This window comes from Streptomyces sp. NBC_00271 (genome assembly GCF_036178845.1).
Taxonomy (GTDB): domain Bacteria; phylum Actinomycetota; class Actinomycetes; order Streptomycetales; family Streptomycetaceae; genus Streptomyces.
This window is the reverse complement of sequence record NZ_CP108070.1, coordinates 6,586,974-6,602,487: the sequence shown is the minus strand read 5'-3', so window position 1 is coordinate 6,602,487 and position 15,514 is coordinate 6,586,974. Positions and strand designations below refer to the sequence as shown.

Genomic DNA, 15,514 nt, shown 5'->3' with positions numbered 1-15,514 from the left:
AATACGTCTCAGGGAGAGGTGCGTCACCCTTGTCCGCGCACTGCATGCTGACCGGCGCCACGCCGGGCTTCGGCAACTCCATCTCCCACTCCCACCGGCGCACGTCCCGCCGCTTCGACCCGAACGTCCAGCACAAGCGCTACTGGCTGCCGAGCGAGGGCCGTCACGTACGGCTGCGGCTGAGCGCGAAGGGCATCAAGACCGTGGACGCGATCGGCGTCGAGGCGGCCGTGGCCAGGATCCGGGCCCGTGGGGTGAGGGTCTGATGGCCAAGAAGAGCAAGATCGCGAAGAACGAGCGGCGCAGGGAGGTCGTCGCCCGGTACGCGGCGCGGCGGGCCGAACTGAAGGAGATCCTCCGCCGGCCGTCCTCGACCGAGGCCGAACGGGCCGCCGCACGGGAGGAACTGCGCCGCCAGCCGCGCGACGCGAGCGCCACCCGCGTCCGCAACCGCGACAGCATGGACGGCCGCCCCCGCGGCTACCTGCGTACCTTCGGGCTGTCCCGGGTGAATCTGCGGGAGCAGGCGCACGCGGGATTCCTGCCGGGTGTCCGCAAGTCGTCCTGGTAGCGCGTCGCGTCCGACGGCGCCCTCGAGGCACTCCCGATGCCGCGCCGACTCCCAAGGAGCGGTGACTCGACAACTCCCTCGGAATCACCCCCCGACAACTCCCTCAGAAGATTCGTAAGTTCTCCCGATGTCTCGCTCAGGGTGTTCGTGAGTGTGGCTGATAGCTTGCTGCGGTCGTTCCGGCGACCCCAGCGACACCATCACCCTTGGGGGCTTCAGTGACATCGGCGACTTCGGCGACCCTTCCGCGGCGGCGGACCCGGGGCGCGGCCATGGCCGTGGCCGCGGGCCTGGCGGGCACGCTCGCCCTGACCGGGTGCAGCAGCGACTCGGGGTCCGGCTCCGGGGACGGGTCCGCGAGTCCCGGCGCGTCCGCCTCGGGGACGGCCGGCACGGGCGGCGACTCGAGCACTCCGTCGGCCGCCGCCGGAAAGCTGGAGGGCAGCTGGGTGGCCACGACCGGCGGCAAGGCCGTGGCGCTGGTGATCACCGGCAAGCAGGCCGGGCTCTTCACGACGGGCGGCACCGTGTGCACCGGGACCGCCGGTGACGAGGCGGGCATGCAGATGATCCACCTCAAGTGCACCGACGGGAACAAGGACCGCGCGACGGGCATGGTCGACTCCGTGAACAGCACGACGCTGAAGGTCACCTGGTCGGGGAACCTCGGCAAGGAGTCGTACACGAAGGCCGAGGGCGGTCAGCTCCCGTCGGGACTGCCGACGGCGAGCCTGGGCTCCTGACCGGCCCGACCCCTTCCTGACCCGCCCTGACCTGCACCGATCTACCCCGGTCGGCGCTTGGCGGCGGGCCCGCGGAATCCCTGGGACTCCGCGGCCCGTTCGTGTGTCCGTCGCTCATACCGTCGTCGCGGGGCGGCCTTCGGTTCGCATTCGGGATATACGCGACACGGGAGAGGTGCGCGATGGGGGGGCCGCGCAACGCGCGCCCAGCGGTCTGCGTGATGATCCATGAGCACCTTCACGAACCCAGGGGGAAACCCATGCGCGCCCTTCCGATCGCCGTCGTCGCCGCCGCGGCGGCACTCACCCTCACCGCCTGCGACAGCGGCGGCAGCAGCAGCGACAGTGACGGCGGCAAGAAGGCCTCGACCGCCTCCTCCGCCGCCGCCTCCACGGCCTGCAAGATCGACCAGATCGGCATCCAGGTCGGCCCCGCCAACGCCGCCCCGGCCGCCGGCGACACCGGCAACGTGCCCGTCACACTCACCAACAAGGGCGCCGAGTGCACCCTTCAGGGCTTCCCCGCCGTCAAGGTGCTGGACGGGGGCACGGGTACGGACGTGCCCGAGGAGAAGTCCGCGACCCCGCCGAAGCTGACGCTGGCGGCGAGCGGTACCGCCTCCTTCACGATCACCTACGTACGGGGCACGGCGGGCGACGGGAAGAGCCTCGCCGCGACCACGCTGAAGATCGGCCTGCCCGGCGCCGCCACCACCCAGAGCTTCAAGTGGTCGTACGGTCCCCTCGCGGGCAAGACCGGTCCGACCGACCCGAACGCCTCCGTGAGCTCGTTCCAGCCCGCGGGCGACTGAGCGGCTCCCGGCGCAGGCCGGGAGGCGCCCAGCCGCCCCGCGCAAGCCGGGCGTCAGCGAAGCGGCGGACGTGCCCTGACCTGGGCGCGGTCCGCCGCCGCGGCTCCTTCCTGCCATCCGGCCGCGTCGTTGACCCCGCGCAGCCGGGTGGTGACGGTGTCCGGGAACATCCGCTCCATGTGGTCGTTGACCGCCACGTCACGGGCCGCCAGGACGGGCAGCAGCTCCGCCACCGGGGCCTGCGACGCGGCTTCCCCCTCGGCCCCCTCGGCGGCGGTCGCCAGCCGGTCGCCGATCCGGTGCGCGTACGCGGCCAGGAACGACTGCCGGAAGCTCTTCGTCCGCTTCCTTCCCCCGGCCCGCTGGGCCGCCTCCGCCTTTGTCATCGCGGCCGTGGCCTGCACGAGCAGCGAGGTGTAGAGGAGTTCGACGGCCTCCAGGTCGGGTTCGAAGCCGACGACGGTCGAGAATCCGAGCGACTCGTTCCACACGGCGCGACAGCGGTTCGTGCCGGCCACCGCGTCCAGCAGCACCGCCTTGGCCGTCTCGTACGGCGGCTCGACACCGATGCGGCAGGCGCCGGGCGCGTCCTTGGCGTGCGTACGGGCCGCGAGCAGCGCCTCGTCGATGCTGTGCCGGGCCATCAGCTCCTGGGCCTTGGCGCTCAGCGCCTCCGCCTCCTCCGGGAATCCGGTCGCCTCGGCCTTGGCGAGCAGCGCGCGGATACGCATGAGCATGCGGGAGTCCTGGGAGGCGGCCGGGTGCCGTGACGTGACGTCGGACAGGTGCGTATCGAGGGGTTCGAGGGTGGGGAGGCGGAGCAGCAGCCGGTACAGCTCCAGTGCGGCGGTCGCGAGCGAGAAGCGGTCGGTGCGCGGGGCGCGGGCGTCCAGCTCTTCGAGCTGCGCCGCCCAGCGCGGGCCCCGGGGCCGCCGGTCCCGGCCGGCCTCCGCGCGCACCAGCTCCGACACCAACTGCAGGTGTACGTCGTCCAACTCGCGCCGCACGATCCGTACGACGTCGGCGGGCTGCCAGCCGCGACGCCACGCCGCGGCGACGAACTCCTCGCCGCGGCGGGCGAGTTCGGTGTCGGAGGCGGGGTCGGCGGCGAGCAGCGAGGCGCCCGTGTCGAGGGCCGCGTCACTGTCGGCGTAGAGCGCGGTCTCGAAGGCGCGCTCCACGGTGCTGGGCGTACTGCTCATGCGTCGATCGTGTCACGCCCGCCGGACCGGACCGTCCACACCCTGTGGACAGAGAAGCCTGGACGGGAGCCCGGAGGGTGTCAACTCCGGGTTGACACCCCCCGTCCGTCAACCTACGGTTGACACATGACGACGAACCCACCTGTCAAGGCATCCGTACGTCTCGACGACCTCATCGAGGCCATCAAGAAGGTCCACACCGACGCGCTCGAGCAGCTCCAGGACGCGGTGCTCGCGGCGGACCACCTCGGCGACGTGGCCGACCACCTGATCGGCCACTTCGTGGACCAGGCCCGGCGATCGGGCGCGTCCTGGACGGACATCGGCAAGAGCATGGGGGTCACCCGGCAGGCGGCGCAGAAGCGCTTCGTCCCCAAAGCCGAGTCGGACCTCGACCCCAGCCAGGGCTTCGGCCGCTACACGCCCCGAGCCCGGAACGCGGTCATGGCCGCGCACAACGAGGCGAAGGCCGCGGGCAACGCGGAGGGACTCACCGAGCACCTCGTCCTCGGCCTCCTCTCCGAACCCGAGGGACTCGCCGCGAAGGCGATCACCGCGCAGGGCGTGACCCTGGACGCCGTCCGCGAGGCCGCGACCGCGGCGCTCCCGCCGGCGGCCGAAGAGGTCCCGGAGCTCATCCCGTACGGCCCCGCCGCCAAGAAGGCCCTGGAACTCACCTTCCGCGAGGCCCTCCGCCTCGGCCACAACTACATCGGCACCGAACACATCCTCCTGGCCCTCCTGGAGTACGAGAACGGCAACGGCGTCCTCAGCGGCCTCGGCATCGACAAGACAGCGGCGGAGTCCTACCTCGCGCGCGTGCTGGAGATCATCGCGGTGGGGGGACAGCCGGAGGACCAGCAGAAGGACCAGCAAGAAGATCAGTAGGGTCGCGTCCGCGGCCGTTGTCAGACCCCCCTGCGAGACTCGGAACCATGAGCGACCGGTGGGCTCTCGGGCCGGCCGAGGACGGTGGTGCGGAGGTCGCCCCCCTCGGCCCCGACGGGCTGCCCGCGGGGCCGGTGCGCAGGGAGGCGGACCTGGTCGAGGCCGTGCGGGGGCGACCCGACGTGGTCCGGTGGGTCTGGCGGTCCACGGCCGAGGTCTATCCGCGTCTGCTCGCCGCGGGGGTGCGAGTGGAGCGGTGTTACGACATCGAGGCCGCCGAGACACTGCTGCTGGGCCACGAGGGCCGGCTCGGGGAGGCCCGGTCGGCGGCCGCCGCGCTGGCGAGGCTGCGCGGCGGCCCCGTACCGCCGGATCCCCCGCAGCGCTCCGCCGAGCCCGGCTCGCAGTCGTCCCTCTTCGAGCCGCGCCCGGTCCGCGTACCCCTGGAAGACCTCCTGGCGGTGTACGCCGATCAGCGCCGCCGGCACGACACGACCGCGCACCCGGAGCGCATGCACCTGCTGACGACGGCCGAGTCCGCGGGCATGCTGGTGGCGGCCGAGATGAACCGCACCGGGCTGCCGTGGCGCGCGGACGTCCACCGCGAGGTACTGCACGAACTGCTCGGCGAGCGGTACGCGGGCGGCGGCGAGCCCAGACGCCTCGCCGAGCTCACGGACGAGGTGTCGGCCGCCTTCGGCAGACGCGTCCGCCCCGACCTGCCCGCCGACGTCATCAAGGCCTTCGCGCAGGCCGGGATCAAGATCAAGTCCACTCGGCGGTGGGAGATCGAGACCATCGAGCACCCTGCCGTGAAGCCCCTGCTCGCATACAAGAAGCTGTACCGGATCTGGGTGGCGCACGGCTGGTCCTGGCTCCAGGACTGGGTGCGCGACGGACGCTTCCGGCCCGAGTACCTGCCCGGCGGGACCGTCACCGGCCGCTGGGTGACCAACGGCGGTGGCGCCCTGCAGATCCCCAAGGTGATCCGGCGTGCCGTCGTCGCCGACCCGGGCTGGCGGCTCGTGGTGGCCGACGCCGACCAGATGGAGCCGCGGGTGCTGGCCGCGATCTCGCGCGACCCCGGCCTGATGGAGGTCGCGGGCCGGGAGAGCGACCTGTACCAGTCGGTGTCGGACCGGGCCTTCGCCGGCGACCGGGCACAGGCCAAACTCGCGGTGCTCGGCGCGGTGTACGGGCAGACGTCCGGCGACGGCCTGAAGAACCTGGCCGCGCTGAGAAGACGCTTCCCGCGCGCCGTCGCCTACGTGGACGACGCGGCGCGGGCCGGCGAGGAGGGCCGACTCGTACGGACGTGGCTGGGGCGGACGAGTCCCCCGGCGGCCGGCGCGTCCGACGCCTCCTCGGAAGAGGCGGGCCTCCCCCAGGACGAACCCGCCGAGGCCCTCGGAGACCAGGGCTGGGTGCCGGGCTACGCCTCCTCCAACTCCCGCGCCCGCGGCCGCTTCGCGCGCAACTTCGTCGTCCAGGGCAGCGCCGCCGACTGGGCGCTGCTGCTGCTCGCCGCCCTGCGGCGCACCTGCGCGGACCTCGCCGCCGAGCTGGTCTTCTTCCAGCACGACGAGGTGATCGTGCACTGTCCGGCCGAGGAGGCGGACGCGGTCGTGGCCGCGATCCGGGAGGCCGCGGAGCTGGCGGGACGGCTGACGTTCGGCGAGAGTCCGGTCCGCTTCCCGTTCACGACGGCGGTGGTGGAGTGCTACGCGGACGCGAAATGACCCGGACGGCGGCCCGCTCTCTCAGGTGACCTACTCCTACGCCAGGTGACCTACTCCTCCTCCAGGAGTTCCTTCAGCGCTCCCACCACCGAGGTGTCCGTCCCGTCCAGCGCCGCGAGCGCCGACTTCCACAGCTCGTACGCCCCTCCGGCATCCCCCTGCGCGTGCAGCAGCAGCCCCAGTTGATGCCGGGCGAGCCCGCCGGTGTACCGGTCGGCGCGCTGATCGGCCCGGAACAGCAGCAGGTCGCACTCGCGCGTGGCCCGTTCGACATGCCCGACCCCGCGCAGCGCGCGCACCAGCCCGAGCCGCGTCTGCGACTCCCCGTGCCAGTCGCCATGACCGCCGAGGATGCGCAGACTCTCCTCGAAGTGCGGTACGGCGGCGGCCGGTTCGCCGAGCGTCAGATGGGCGTAGCCGATGTTGCAGTGCGCGGAGTGCCGGATGATCACGTCGTCCATCGCGTCGCCGATCGCCAGGCTGCGCTTGTGGTGGTCGATGGCGGCCCGGGCGTCCGTGTGCTCATACAGATTGCCGAGGTGGCTGTAGGTGATGGCCTCGGTGTGCGGGTCGCCCAGTTCCCGGGAGAGTTCGAGGCTCTGCAGCAGCGCCTCGCTGGACTCGGCGTGGCGGCCCAGCCCCTCGAGGAGCATGCCGCGGTTGTTCAGACCGCGCCGGATCCACGACAGCACCCCGAGCCGCCGCCAGATCGCCAGCGCCTCGTCGTTCAGCGTGAGCGCCTCGCTCGCGCGGCCCGTCATGAAGTGCAGCCCCGCGAGGTCCCCGAGCGCGTACGCCTGCGCGGCCTCGTCCCCGAGCCGCCGCGCCGCGCCCAGCGCGGCCCGCAGGAGCACCTCCGCCTCCGGGACGCGGCCGCTGCGCTGGAGGTAGGGGTTGAGCAGCCGCACCAGCACGGGAACGTACGCGGAGGTGTCCGCGTACCGCTCCACCAGCGCCACCACGTTCTCCAGTTCCAGGTCGCCCCAGGCGAAGGCGTCCCTGGCGGTGCAGAACGGCGGCGTGGCCGCGGCGTCCACCGTGTGCGCGGCCGGCTGCGCGGCGGTCGGCCGGCTGCGGTCCTCGCGGTCGAGTCCCGGCTCGACGATCGCTTCGAGGGAGCGGGCGGCGACACCGGCGTACCAGCGCAACGCCCGCTCGGACACGTGGATGTCCACGCCCCCGCCCCCGGGTTCCCCGTCCGTCTCGCCCGCGATCTCCCGGGCGAAGTCGCGGACGAGGTCGTGGGGTGCGTAGCGGCCGAACGCCGTCTCCTCCAGGAGCGCGACGTCGACGAGGCGGTCGAGGGCGGCCTCGGCACGGAACTCGGCGACGCCGGAGAGCCGGGCGAGCAGGGGCGCCCCGTACACGGGGAGGTCGAGCGCGCCGATGCCGCGCAGCACGAGCGCCGCGTCCTGGTCGGCCTCACGCTCCGAGGCACGCAGCGCGTCGAGCGCGACGGCCAGCGATCTGCGGACGCTCAGGTCGTCGTACTCCAGATGATGCAACCGCCCTTCGGTGGCGGTCAGTTGACCGGCGAGGACGTCCGGCGTGAGCGCGCGGCGCGCGGCGAGACGGGCCGCGACCACGCGCAGGGCGAGCGGGAGCCGGCCAGTGAGTTCGACGAGGGGGTGCGCACCGTCGAGGCCGTCCACCCGTCCGGACACCGCGCGCAGCAGCGCCGCGCTGTCCTCGACCGAGAGCGGCGCGAGCGGGAAGCGCCGCACGCCGTCCAGCGCGGTGAGCGGTGAACGGCTCGTCACGATCACCGCGCACCCCGGGCCCGCGGGCAGCAGCGGCCGTACCTGGGCGGCGTGCGCGGCGTCGTCGAGCACCATCAGGGTGCGCGTCGGAGCCAGCATCGAGCGGAGCAACGCGGCGGCGGCGTCCGGGTGTTCGGGGATCCGGCGCGGCTCGGCACCGAGGTCACGCAGCAGCGCGGCGAGCGCCTGGCCGGGGGTGAGGGGGGTCATTCCGGGCGTGGCGCCGTGCAGGTTGACGTACAGCTGGCCGTCGGGGAAACGTTCCCGCAGGCCGTGTGCCACATGCAGCGCCAGCGCGCTCTTGCCGACTCCGGCCATCCCGCTGATGACGGCGACGGCCGGAGCGGAGGGGCTGGGGTGCCGGGCCGTGTCGAGGGCCACGTTCAGTTCCCGGCGTACGTCGGCACGACCGGTGAAGTGCCCGGGCGGGGGCGGGAGCTGGGCGGGCCGGGGCGGGGCCGGTTCCGCCGGGGCGGTCCGCTCCGCGCGGTCTTCGTCCGCGCCCCCGTTCCCGTCCCTGTGGTGTGCGGAGTCGTCCCTCTCCTCCGCCCGCTCACGCAGGATCTCCAGATGCGCCGCGCGCACCGCGGGCCCGGGCTCGACACCGAGTTCCTCGACCAGGCGGGCCCGTAGGTCGCGGTGGACGGCCAGGGCCTCGGCCTGACGTCCGGTGCGGTGCAGTACGAGCATCAGCAGCCGGTGGAAGGCCTCGCGCAGGGGGTACTCGGCGACGAGTGCGGACAACTCGGGTGCGAGGGCGGCGAGTCGGGTGGTGCCGGGGGCGCTGGAGGTGTGGGGGGCACCGGTGGCTTCCGTTGCTTTTGCGTCGGCGGAGGCTCCGGGGTCGCCGATATCACCGATGTCACCGAAAACCCAGCCGACCCCGGCACTCTCGACTCGCCCGACCCCACCGGTACCCTCGCCCGCACCGCCGGTACCGACACCCCCGGCTCCCGGCCCCGCAAGCCGCAACTCGGCCTCGTACCGCCACTCCAGGACGAGCAGCCGTGCCTCCTCCAGGCGCTGGACGAGCGCGTGTCCGCCGAGTTCGGGCGGGACCCCGCCGAGCGGTGTGCCGCGCCACAGCGCGAGCGCCGCCAGTGCCTCGCGCAGCGCCCGCTCCCAGTCGCGCCCGGCGTGCGCGGCGCGTGCGGCCGTGACGTGGGACTCGAAGACGCGCACGTCCAACTCGCCCTCGCCGACGCGCAGGAGATACCCGGGCGGCATGGCCCGCAGCCGCTCCGGATCGTCGAGGAGCCGCCGCAGCCGGGTGACGTGGTTCTGCAACGACGCCTGCGCGGACGCGGGCGGCGCCCCGCCCCACAGTGCGTCCTTGAGCGCGTCCACCGAGACGACCCGGCCCGGTTCCAGGAGCAGCGCGACCAGCAGGGCGCGCATCTTGCCGCCGCCGATCGAACGGACCTCGCCGTCGGCGTCGTACAACACCGGAGGCCCCAGCAGCCCGAACCGCAGCCCGTACCGCATAGCCCGCCCCACTGCCTTTCCGTGCGATCGACCCGACCGGTTCAGACCGGTACCGACCACACCCATGGCGACTTCGCGCCTTCTTGCGACGACTTCACGCCGACCGACTTCCGGTTTCCGGGTTTCCGGATGGAAACCCGTTGGCGACATGTTAGCGATCCGTTGGCGCGGGCTGATGGGATCACTCCATCGGATCTGGCCCGACGGTGCGCGCGTACGACGCGTAACTCGGGGGAGTGTCGCCGCCGTGGCCGGATCCGGGGACAGAGAGGGCCCCGGTCGTCGGAGGTGAGCGACCGGGGCCCTCGTCCGCCCCCGGCCGTCCTGCCGCCTGTCGGCCGTCGGCCGCCGTCAGATGACGGGCGGGCGTCCCAGTCGCGTCAGCCGCCACACGGTCCGCCACCGCATCGGCCGCCGCTCGCCGCCCGACTGCCGCAGCCCTTCCGCGAAGCCGCCGAACCAGGCCCGCAGCCCGCCGAGCGACCGCGTCCGTGCGAGCGTCAGCAGCATCCAGATTCCCAGGTGCACGGGGATGAGCGGGAGGGGCAGCCTGCGACGGGTGAGCCAGACCCGGTTGCGGGCGGTGACCCGGTAGTAGATGGCGTGCCGGGCGGGCGAGGTCTTGGGGTGCTGGAGCAGCAGTTCGGGCTCGTAGAGCACGGTCCACCCGTCGTCGATGGCCCGCCAGGCCATGTCCGTCTCCTCGTGTGCGAAGAAGAACTCGGCGGGCCAGTCCCCGATCCGGGCGAGCATGGGCATGGCCAGCGCGTGTCCGCCGCCGAGGAACCCGGTGACCGGACCGCCCCGCATCGGATCCTTGGCCCCGACCCGGGGCACGTGCCGGCGCTGGGTCTCCCCGTGCTCGTCGGCGATGCGGAAGCCGACGATGCCCAGGCGCGGATCGGCGGTGTACAGGTCCCGCACCTTGCGCAGCACATCCGCGTCGACCAGCAGTCCGTCGTCGTCCAGCTCGACGACGACGTCCACGTCCGCGAACTCCCTGAGCCGGGCGAGGCCCACGTTGCGCCCGCCCGGGCAGCCGAGGTTCTCGTCGACCTCGATGCCGGTCACCTCGCCGGGCAGTCCCAGCCGCTCGGCGAACTCGGGCAGTGGACACCCGTTCCCCACGATCACGATCCGTGCGGGCGCGACGTCCTGCTTGGCCACCGAGGCGAGCAGCGCGTCGACCTCGTCGGGCCGGTTCCCCATGGTCACGACGGCAACGGCGATCCGAGGCCCCTCCGACACGACACCACTCCATCCCAGGCCGACAACTCTGCCCGCGATGCTAGCCGTTCACCCGGAGTCTCCCTCGCGTACGCCGCGTTTCCCCGCGCTCTCCGCATTTACTCACGCCGTACGAAGCTCTTTGCGCCGTACGAACTTCAGTCCCGACCAGTCCTCCCCCAGCGCGGCCACCTTCACGTCGACCACCCCGAGCGGCAGGAAGATCTCGCGCAGGGCGTTCTCGGTGATGTCGCTGCGGTGCCCGGCCGCCTTGCGCGGCCAGGCGATCCAGAGCATCGCGTGATCGGCGAGGCCGCCCACCAGCGCGGGAGCCTCGGCTACCAGTTCCCCCAGGGACCGGTGGAAGACGACGGCGACATCGGTTCCCGCGGCCCCGTCGCCCCCGGACACGGCACACCCCTCCGGCAGTCCGGGGATCTCCCACCCCTCGGGCCGGTGCACCAGCCGTACCCGCTGCCCGGCCTTGACGCCGATCTTCTTGGCGAGCGGCGTACCGGAGTACCCACCGCCGGCCGTACGCGACGTACTCACACCGGGCCCCTTCCCGCCCCTGCTTTCCACGCGATCAGGGGCGAACCTGCTCGGGAACCTACTCGGCGCGGGGGCCACGACACGGGGTGCGCGCCCGGAGTCCCGTCAACTCTTACCGACTCCTGTCGACTCTTACCGACGCTTGTCGGCTCTTACCGACTCTTGTCGACTGTCGCCCCTTGTCGGACGCACACCCGCGCGGCCTCAGGCGGCGTACGCGCCCCGCACCTCGAAACGCTCGGCGGACGGCGGGGCGGCCAGCCAGTCCTTCAGGCCCGCCTGGAACTCACGGAACTCCTGGACCGCGGAAAGCGGATTCTCGATCCCGTCCGCGATCTCGAGTTCCGCGAGGTAGGTGACTCCGTCGGGGAGCCGGTACGAGGCGTAGCGCACGCCCTCGGGCCGCGCGGCCTCGATCGCGGTGAACATCTTCCGCAGCGCCGCTTCGAGTTCGTCGACGCACTCGGGCCTCACCGTCGCACGCACCATCAGAACAGCCATGTCGTCATCTCCTTCTCGTCCCTGTCACACCTGGCGCACCGCTACCGGGCCACGCGGGTGGCGCCATCTCCCTGACGCGCCCGGAGGCGGAGGTGTGACGGGGACGAAGAAGGAATTCCCGACCGGTCAGGCGTTGGGGTCGAACGAGATGCCCGCCGGCATGGCCTTCGTGAGGTGGGCGGCGAAGTTGGCGTCCTTGAGTCCGAAGTTGGCGCTGCCGAAGTCGTAGGCGCTCAGCTTGTCGCGCAGACCCGCCGGGTAGCCGTTCCAGCCGACCAGGGCCGGGTACTGCCAGGTGTGGTAGCCGTTCTCCGACGGCTCGTCGCCCGAGTTCGCGAGCCGGAAGTCGTGGGTGCTCAGACCGTCCTTGTGGTAGACGATCTTGGGGTGCGTGCCGTCCCACAGGACCTGGTCGGCGCTGTAGACGTTGAAGTCGCCGTGCGCGGACGTGGAGACGTACTTGGCCTGGTTGTTCTGCACCCAGACCGCCACGTGCTCCCAGTCGTGGCGGTGCCCGCCGATCGTGGCCTGGTCCTTCTCGAAGTAGAGGCCGTAGAGGATCACGCACCAGCCGTTGTTGCACTTCTCGCGCGCGTAGCCGTTGGTGTTGTCGAGGTCCGAGGTGTCGTGGCACTCGCCGCTGACTGAACCCGAGGGCTTGAGGCCGCCGTTGATGGTCCCGTCGGGGCCGATGGCGGGCGTGGGGTAGCAGCCGTCCGTGTCGTAGTCGTACGCGGGCTGCCAGGTCTTCTCCAAGTCGTCCGCGTTGGCGGGCAGGGCCTTGGGCGGGGCGGCGAGCGCGCTGCCGGGGAAGGCGACGACCAGCGCGACGGCGCTGCCGAGGATGAGAGAGGCCCTGCGTACGCGCGAGCTCTTCTGCACTGCGTCCTCCTGAGGACCGCGAGGGGGGTGGGGCAAGCGGTTTCTTTGGCATGCCCGGATCACCCTCACCCGACTCGTTGAGCGCTCAAGCGGTGCGATGTGTCACAGGAGTGAAAGATCAACCAACAAAGGGGGCGGGCTAGTTGGCTCCGAATGGGCGGCGACAGCCGCGCTTGGCACGACCGCGCCCGTCGCGCGTACCTCCCGCGCCGGTCAGGGACGGGAGTACCGGAAGTCCGTCGCCGTCCGCGTCTTCGAGCGCGGCGGCACCAGGGTCGTGGACCGTTTCGCACGACGGGACCACAACGTGCCCGCGTCCACGGTCCGCGGCAACGACATGTTCTTGACGCGGTCGTGGGCCTCTTCCACGTCCGAACGGGAAAACCGTCGGACAGCGGGACGTCACGCAGGCGGTACCGGCGACGTCCGCGAAGGACGACACGACGACACGACACTCCGAACCACACCGGGGCTGGCCCGAGAACCGGCCCGCCCCGAGTCCCCGCCCTCCTTCACCCGCTCAACCGCGCGGCCAGGGACGCCCGTCGAGACGCTCGATGTCGCGGTTGAAACGGCTGAGATAGGCGGCGAACTCGGCCACCTCCTCGGGATCCCAGTCGGTCGTGATCTTCTCCAGACCGTCCAGGTTCTCGGCGCGGTGGGCGTCCAGCCGGCGCCTGCCCTCCGCGGTGATGGCGAACTTGCGGGCGATACCCCCCTCGGGGTCGGGCATGCGCTCGACGACCCCGGCCCGCAGCATCGCGGCGGTCTGCCGGTTGAGGGTGGACGTGTCCAGACCGAAGGCCTCTCTGAGCTCACCGATGGACATCGGGCCCTGCACCTGAATGCGGCTGAGCAGGACGTACGCGCTGCGGTCCAGCCGCTCCTCACTCGTCCCGCGCCCCCGCGGGTTGAGCATGTGCATGTGGCGCCCGAGCAGCATGGTCTCGAATTCCAGCAGGTCAAGTCGCTTGTCCACGCGAGGCATCCTTCGGCTCCTGGCTCGCTTCCCCTACAGGAAAGCTACCTCCCGCCAGGTATACCACCGCGATGTGTATGATGCATGAGACGTGCATGATGCACATTGCATGCAGCATGCAACTCGCATGCGCCTCGCCCGCGACTCACCGCGACCCGGGTGATCCGGAGACGCGGCGGGCCCGCGGAGATGGCAGGCCCGGATCACCAGCAGGCCCGGATGCGCAGCACAGCAACAAGCCCGGAAAGAGCAACAGGGAGTACCCGTGGACAGTTCCCAGCCCGCAGCCCGCTCCGGCGGTGTTGTCGGCATCCTCGCCTTCGGCGGCATCGTGGCCGCGATCACCCAGACACTGGTGGTGCCACTGATCGGGGAACTCCCGACCCTCTTCGACACCACCGCCTCGAACGCCTCGTGGGTCGTCACCGCCACGCTGCTCGCGGCTGCCGTGATCACCCCCGTCGCCGGCCGCCTCGGTGACATGTACGGCAAGAAGCGCATGCTTCTGGCCTCCCTGGTCCCGCTGATCCTGGGCTCCGTGGTCTGCGCCCTGTCCTCCTCGGTCGTCCCGATGATCGCCGGACGCGGTCTGCAGGGCCTCGGTATGGGCGTGGTGCCCCTCGGCATCAGCCTGCTGCGGGACGTCGTACCGGCGGAGAAGCTCGGCTCGTCCATCGCGTTGATGAGCGCGTCCATGGGTGTGGGCGGCGCGCTCGGCCTGCCGTTCTCCGCGGCGATCGCCGAGAACTCCAGCTGGCGCGTGCTGTTCTGGGTCGTCGCCGCGCTGACCCTCGCGGTCGCCACGCTGATCTGGCTCTTCGTGCCCGCGGGCCGCGAGAACACCACCTCGGGCAGCTTCGACCTGCTCGGCGCGATCGGCCTGGGCATCGCCCTGGTCTGCCTGCTCCTCGGCGTCTCCAAGGGCGCGGACTGGGGCTGGGGCAGCGGCACCACGCTCGGCCTGCTCGCCACCGCGATCGTCCTGCTGCTGGCCTGGGGCTGGTGGGAGCTGCGCAGCGCCGATCCGCTGGTCGACCTGCGGGTGACCGCCCGGCCGCAGGTGCTGATGACGAACGCCGCCTCGATCCTGGTCGGCTTCGCGATGTACTCCCAGTCCCTCGTGATCCCCCAGCTGCTGCAGCTGCCCGAGGAGACCGGCTACGGCCTCGGCGAGTCGATGCTGGCCATGGGCCTGTGGATGGCCCCGGCCGGTCTCATGATGATGATCATCTCCCCGATCGGCGCCAAGCTCTCCGCCGCCAAGGGCCCCCGGATCACCCTGACCGTCGGCGCCCTGGTCATCGCCCTCGGCTACGGCATCTCCCTGCCGCTCATCGGAAACGGCTCCGCCTTGGGCCTGCTCGCCGTGACCATCGTCTGCAGCACGGGCGTCGGTTTCGCCTACGGCGCGATGCCCGCGCTCATCATGGGCGCGGTGCCCCAGTCGGAGACCGCCTCGGCCAACAGCTTCAACACGCTGATGCGCTCGATCGGCAGCTCCGTCTCGGCCGCCGTGATGGCCGTGGTCCTGGCCCAGATGACCACGAAGTTCGGCCCCGTCTCCCTCCCGTCCGAAAGCGGCTTCCGCGTCGCCATGCTGATCGGCTCCGGCGTCGGCATCGCCGCCGCGATCGTCGCCTTCCTCATCCCGACCCGCCCCGCAGCCACCCAGCCGCAGGCGGACTCCATCCCGGATGCCGCCGCCGAGGCAGTCGAGGCAAAGGCCTGACCCCACCCGCGCACCCGAGCCACACTCTCGCACCATCGAAGAAACACCAGCGGCGATGAGGCGCCGCCCGTTTCCTGCGACTTGATCCGCCGGACAGGCCCTAGCGGAGCGAGGCCGGGCGCATGTCCGTCCAGGTGGCGTCGACATGGGCCAGGCACTCCTGGCGGGTGGCGCCCGTCAGGGTCGGCTCCCAGCCCGCCGGGACCTCCGCGAAGGACGGCCAGAGCGAGTGCTGGCCCTCGGAGTTGACCAGGACGGAGAAGGTGCCGTCGGCATCCTCGAAGGGGTTCGTTGCCATGTCAGCTTCCTCTGCTCGGCGGTGCCCCGCCCCCGTACGACGGCGGGCGAACGTCACAATCCACTCTCCGCGATGACCTATATTCCCTCTCCATCGGTCCTACATATAGTGATTTGGATCAGAAAGGAGGCACATGATCACCCGGT

The 15,514-nt window shown here is 71.8% G+C and carries 16 protein-coding genes; 7 read left to right on the top strand and 9 right to left on the bottom strand.

What is annotated here, in order from left to right; genetic code table 11:
- The first annotated feature begins 29 nt into the window (after nt 1-29).
- From rpmB to OG798_RS30000, 4 genes are all read left to right on the top strand, one after another.
- Nucleotides 30-266 (top strand): 50S ribosomal protein L28, encoded by a 237-nt coding sequence (rpmB, locus tag OG798_RS30015; RefSeq protein WP_095853324.1) that lies wholly within the window; start codon nt 30-32, stop codon nt 264-266.
- A complete protein-coding gene (gene rpsN, locus OG798_RS30010) occupies nt 266-571 on the top strand; it encodes a 30S ribosomal protein S14 (protein WP_095853325.1) in 306 nt (101 codons plus the stop codon). The genes rpmB and rpsN overlap by 1 nt, the downstream gene beginning before the upstream one ends.
- A 272-nt stretch (nt 572-843) precedes the next feature.
- A complete protein-coding gene (locus tag OG798_RS30005) occupies nt 844-1,314 on the top strand; it encodes a hypothetical protein (protein ID WP_095853326.1) in 471 nt (156 codons plus the stop codon).
- A gap of 260 nt (nt 1,315-1,574) precedes the next feature.
- Complete coding sequence (locus tag OG798_RS30000; protein ID WP_328757982.1) at nt 1,575-2,126, top strand: DUF4232 domain-containing protein; 552 nt, start codon at nt 1,575-1,577, stop codon at nt 2,124-2,126.
- Between the two features lie 53 nt (nt 2,127-2,179).
- Here OG798_RS30000 and OG798_RS29995 read toward each other — a convergent pair whose 3' ends face one another.
- The gene (locus OG798_RS29995) at nt 2,180-3,328 is read right to left on the bottom strand and encodes a DUF2786 domain-containing protein (protein ID WP_328757981.1); all 1,149 of its coding nucleotides are present in this window, start codon (nt 3,326-3,328) and stop codon (nt 2,180-2,182) included.
- A 126-nt stretch (nt 3,329-3,454) separates the two neighbouring features.
- On the opposite strand from OG798_RS29995, the gene OG798_RS29990 reads away from it, so the two are divergent.
- Together OG798_RS29990 and OG798_RS29985 are read left to right on the top strand one after the other, a co-directional pair.
- Nucleotides 3,455-4,216: a Clp protease N-terminal domain-containing protein gene (locus OG798_RS29990; protein WP_328757980.1), complete on the top strand. Its 762-nt coding sequence runs from the start codon at nt 3,455-3,457 to the stop codon at nt 4,214-4,216.
- Between the two features lie 47 nt (nt 4,217-4,263).
- Complete coding sequence (locus tag OG798_RS29985) at nt 4,264-5,955, top strand: bifunctional 3'-5' exonuclease/DNA polymerase (RefSeq protein WP_095853330.1); 1,692 nt, start codon at nt 4,264-4,266, stop codon at nt 5,953-5,955.
- A 50-nt stretch (nt 5,956-6,005) separates the two neighbouring features.
- On the opposite strand, the gene OG798_RS29980 is transcribed toward OG798_RS29985, so the two are convergent.
- The 7 genes from OG798_RS29980 to OG798_RS29950 all read right to left on the bottom strand — a co-directional run bounded on the left by OG798_RS29980 (nt 6,006) and on the right by OG798_RS29950 (nt 13,350).
- Complete coding sequence (locus OG798_RS29980; RefSeq protein WP_328757979.1) at nt 6,006-9,200, bottom strand: AfsR/SARP family transcriptional regulator; 3,195 nt, start codon at nt 9,198-9,200, stop codon at nt 6,006-6,008.
- 351 nt (nt 9,201-9,551) lie between these two features.
- Nucleotides 9,552-10,409 carry a glycosyltransferase family 2 protein gene (locus OG798_RS29975; RefSeq protein ID WP_373559069.1) on the bottom strand — a complete coding sequence of 286 codons (858 nt, stop codon included), beginning with the start codon at nt 10,407-10,409 and terminating at the stop codon, nt 9,552-9,554.
- A gap of 141 nt (nt 10,410-10,550) precedes the next feature.
- On the bottom strand, nt 10,551-10,979 hold the full coding sequence (locus OG798_RS29970) for a DUF3052 domain-containing protein (RefSeq protein WP_267062503.1): 429 nt from the start codon (nt 10,977-10,979) through the stop codon (nt 10,551-10,553).
- Nucleotides 10,980-11,183: 204 nt separating this feature from the next.
- On the bottom strand, nt 11,184-11,480 hold the full coding sequence (locus OG798_RS29965; protein WP_095853333.1) for a hypothetical protein: 297 nt from the start codon (nt 11,478-11,480) through the stop codon (nt 11,184-11,186).
- Between the two features lie 126 nt (nt 11,481-11,606).
- A complete protein-coding gene (locus OG798_RS29960) occupies nt 11,607-12,362 on the bottom strand; it encodes an NPP1 family protein (protein ID WP_267062502.1) in 756 nt (251 codons plus the stop codon).
- 213 nt (nt 12,363-12,575) lie between these two features.
- On the bottom strand, nt 12,576-12,731 hold the full coding sequence (locus OG798_RS29955) for a hypothetical protein (protein WP_328757978.1): 156 nt from the start codon (nt 12,729-12,731) through the stop codon (nt 12,576-12,578).
- Nucleotides 12,732-12,882: 151 nt separating this feature from the next.
- Nucleotides 12,883-13,350, bottom strand: a complete 468-nt coding sequence (locus OG798_RS29950) for a MarR family winged helix-turn-helix transcriptional regulator (protein ID WP_382127062.1) — start codon at nt 13,348-13,350, stop codon at nt 12,883-12,885.
- A gap of 256 nt (nt 13,351-13,606) precedes the next feature.
- Between OG798_RS29950 and OG798_RS29945 the strand changes: the two genes are divergently transcribed.
- Nucleotides 13,607-15,070 (top strand): MFS transporter, encoded by a 1,464-nt coding sequence (locus OG798_RS29945; protein ID WP_121415440.1) that lies wholly within the window; start codon nt 13,607-13,609, stop codon nt 15,068-15,070.
- A gap of 100 nt (nt 15,071-15,170) precedes the next feature.
- On the opposite strand, the gene OG798_RS29940 is transcribed toward OG798_RS29945, so the two are convergent.
- On the bottom strand, nt 15,171-15,368 hold the full coding sequence (locus tag OG798_RS29940; protein ID WP_095853337.1) for an MbtH family protein: 198 nt from the start codon (nt 15,366-15,368) through the stop codon (nt 15,171-15,173).
- Nucleotides 15,369-15,514: the final 146 nt, after the last annotated feature.

Bases quoted from the DNA above. Each gene is read 5' to 3' on its own strand.
- rpsN (WP_095853325.1), top strand. From the start codon at position 266: ATGGCCAAGAAGAGCAAGATCGCGAAGAACGAGCGGCGCAGGGAGGTC.
- OG798_RS29995 (WP_328757981.1), bottom strand. From the start codon at position 3,328: ATGAGCAGTACGCCCAGCACCGTGGAGCGCGCCTTCGAGACCGCGCTC.
- OG798_RS29985 (WP_095853330.1), top strand. From the start codon at position 4,264: ATGAGCGACCGGTGGGCTCTCGGGCCGGCCGAGGACGGTGGTGCGGAG.
- OG798_RS29940 (WP_095853337.1), bottom strand. From the start codon at position 15,368: ATGGCAACGAACCCCTTCGAGGATGCCGACGGCACCTTCTCCGTCCTG.
- OG798_RS29965 (WP_095853333.1), bottom strand. From the start codon at position 11,480: ATGGCTGTTCTGATGGTGCGTGCGACGGTGAGGCCCGAGTGCGTCGAC.
- OG798_RS29975 (WP_373559069.1), bottom strand. From the start codon at position 10,409: ATGGGGAACCGGCCCGACGAGGTCGACGCGCTGCTCGCCTCGGTGGCC.
- OG798_RS29980 (WP_328757979.1), bottom strand. From the start codon at position 9,200: ATGCGGTACGGGCTGCGGTTCGGGCTGCTGGGGCCTCCGGTGTTGTAC.
- OG798_RS29990 (WP_328757980.1), top strand. From the start codon at position 3,455: ATGACGACGAACCCACCTGTCAAGGCATCCGTACGTCTCGACGACCTC.
- OG798_RS30005 (WP_095853326.1), top strand. From the start codon at position 844: ATGGCCGTGGCCGCGGGCCTGGCGGGCACGCTCGCCCTGACCGGGTGC.
- OG798_RS30000 (WP_328757982.1), top strand. From the start codon at position 1,575: ATGCGCGCCCTTCCGATCGCCGTCGTCGCCGCCGCGGCGGCACTCACC.
- OG798_RS29950 (WP_382127062.1), bottom strand. From the start codon at position 13,350: ATGCCTCGCGTGGACAAGCGACTTGACCTGCTGGAATTCGAGACCATG.